The following is a 2449-nucleotide window of genomic DNA, read 5'->3' as shown; positions in this document are numbered from 1 at the left end:
TCGCCGAGGCCAGACCCACCAGGATGCCCTGCGCCCGCGTCCAGGGCTTGCGCACGCGCGCGACGACGAAGACGTCGAGCAGGATCATCGCCATCAGGATGACGTTGACCTGACCGAAACCCATCGTCATCCACACCGGATTGAGCCACAGTGCACCCGCGGTAACGAGTGCCGCCAGCCACCAGCGGTTGGTGCGGGCGCCCAGCGACAACAACGACAGCACGATGTGGACGATGAGCACCAGCAGTGCGATGGTGAGCACAGACATCACCACCCCGGCCACCGCCAGGGGCATGGCACCGAGTGGGACGAAGCCGAGGGCGGCAAACGGCGGATAGGTGAACGGCAACCAGATGCCGTCGCTGGTGAACGGCATCGACCCGTCGGCATACAGGCTCTGGCCCTGCTGCCAGATCTGCGCACCGATCCGGTAGACGTCGAGGTCGATGCGGGTCCGGGTGCCGAAGCTGGAGGTGAACGGCACCCCGAACATCTGCATCCCCGCCGAGGCGAGGAAGATCACGCCGATGACGATGCGCGCGCGCCGGGTCGGCGACCAGCGGCGCAACCGCTCATCCACCGAAGTCAGCATTGTCGTCATGACGGGCTCTTCGTTCCTCTCCGGCGGCGACCCTCGCCGGGTGGCGGGTGATACTTACCAGTATGCGGTTCTTCTACGACTCGGAGTTTATCGAGGACGGCACCACGATCGATCTCATCTCGATCGGTGTCGTCGCCGAGGACGGTCGAGAATTCTACGCGGTGTCCACCGAGTTCGATCCGGGCCGGGCGGGAGACTGGGTTCGGGCGAACGTGCTGCCCAAGCTGCCGTCGCCGGCGTCACGGGCGTGGCGGTCCCGGCGCGCCATCCGTGACGACCTCCTGGACTTCCTCACCGCGGAGCCCGGCGACGTCGAATTGTGGGCCTGGGTGGGCGCTTACGACCACGTCGTGCTGTGCCAGCTGTGGGGTCCGATGACCGCGTTGCCGCGAACGATCCCGCGCTTCACCCGCGAACTGCGTCAGCACTGGGAATACGCGGGGCGCCCACCCCTGCCGTCGGCACCCGCCGACGCCCACGACGCACTCAGTGATGCTCGCCACAACTGGCGCAAGTGGCAGGCGATCGAACAGGCACGGCAGCCCGACGCCTGATCAATCTCGGCCGATGCGCGTTTGCGACCCCGGCCTCGCTGTGTTGCGCCTGATCAAACTCGGCCGATGCACGTTTGCGACCCCGGCCTCGCTACGCTGGAGCGGTGGTGAACTGGACCGTAGACGTTCCGATCGACGAACTGCCCGAACTCCCGCCGCTGCCCGGCGACCTGCAGGCGCGTTTCGCCGACGCGCTGGCCCGTCCCGCGCTGCAGCAACCGAGTTGGCCCGCCGAGGACGCGCGGCGCATGCGGACAGTACTCGAGTCGGTGCCGCCCATCTGTATGCCCGCCGAGGTCCGCACGCTCGCCGACCAACTCGCCGAGGTCGCACAGGGCCGGGCGTTCCTGCTGCAGGGCGGCGACTGCGCCGAGACCTTCGCCGACAACACCGAGCCCCACATCAAGGGCAACATCCGCACGCTGCTGCAGATGGCCGTCGTACTCACCTACGGCGCGAGCCTGCCGGTGGTCAAGGTCGCCCGCATCGCCGGTCAGTACGCCAAACCCCGCTCCGCCGACACCGACGCCCTGGGCCTGCCGTCCTATCGCGGCGACATGGTCAACGGGTTCCCGGCCGAGGAGGCCACCCGCATCCACGACCCCTCGCGACTGGTGCGCGCCTACGCCAACGCCGCCGCGGCGATGAATCTGGTTCGGGCGCTGACCCACTCGGAGGCCGACCTGCGACGGGTGCACGACTGGAACCGGGAATTCGTCCGCACCTCCCCGGCCGGCGCCCGCTACGAGGCGCTGGCCTCGGAGATCGACCGGGGTCTGCGCTTCATGGATGCGTGCGGGGTCTCCGACTCCTCGCTGGGCGCCGCCGACATCTTTGCCTCGCACGAGGCACTGGTTCTCGATTACGAACGGGCCCTGCTGCGCCTGGCCGAGGCGCCCGAGGACCCGAGCGTCGGCGCCGACGGCAAGGTGCTCTACGACCTGTCGGCGCACTTCCTGTGGATCGGTGAGCGCACCCGCCAACTCGACGGTGCCCACATCGCCTTCGCCGAGCTGATCCGCAACCCGATCGGCATCAAGATCGGTCCGACCACCACCCCCGAGCAGGCCGTCGAGTATGTCGAACGTCTCGACCCGTACAACGAGCCCGGCCGGCTCACCCTGGTGGCCCGGATGGGCAACGGCAAGGTCCGCGACGTGTTGCCACCGATCGTCACCGCGGTCGAGGCGAGCGGGCACAAGGTGATCTGGCAGAGCGACCCGATGCACGGCAACACCCACTCCTCGCCCACCGGCTACAAGACACGCCACTTCGACCGTGTCGTCGACGAGGG

General features: G+C 68.4%; 3 protein-coding genes. 2 read left to right on the top strand and 1 reads right to left on the bottom strand.

Annotated elements, in window-relative coordinates:
• A partial coding sequence (locus B1964_RS13470; protein WP_139765728.1) for a glycosyltransferase 87 family protein occupies nt 1-592 on the bottom strand: 592 nt, incomplete at its 3' end.
• Nucleotides 593-663: 71 nt separating this feature from the next.
• Here B1964_RS13470 and B1964_RS13465 point away from each other — a divergent pair.
• Both B1964_RS13465 and B1964_RS13460 read left to right on the top strand, forming a co-directional pair.
• The gene (locus B1964_RS13465; protein WP_020170910.1) at nt 664-1155 is read left to right on the top strand and encodes a polyadenylate-specific 3'-exoribonuclease AS; all 492 of its coding nucleotides are present in this window, start codon (nt 664-666) and stop codon (nt 1153-1155) included.
• Between the two features lie 104 nt (nt 1156-1259).
• Nucleotides 1260-2449, top strand: a 1190-nt coding sequence (locus B1964_RS13460; protein ID WP_079930111.1) for a 3-deoxy-7-phosphoheptulonate synthase class II, incomplete at its 3' end; no start/stop codon positions are given.

This window comes from Gordonia sp. i37, assembly GCF_002043085.1.
Taxonomy (GTDB): domain Bacteria; phylum Actinomycetota; class Actinomycetes; order Mycobacteriales; family Mycobacteriaceae; genus Gordonia; species Gordonia polyisoprenivorans.
This window is presented reverse-complemented; position numbering and strand designations above follow the sequence as displayed.

Excerpts from the sequence above, each read along its gene's own strand:
- B1964_RS13465 (WP_020170910.1), top strand. The coding sequence starts at position 664 with ATGCGGTTCTTCTACGACTCGGAGTTTATCGAGGACGGCACCACGATC.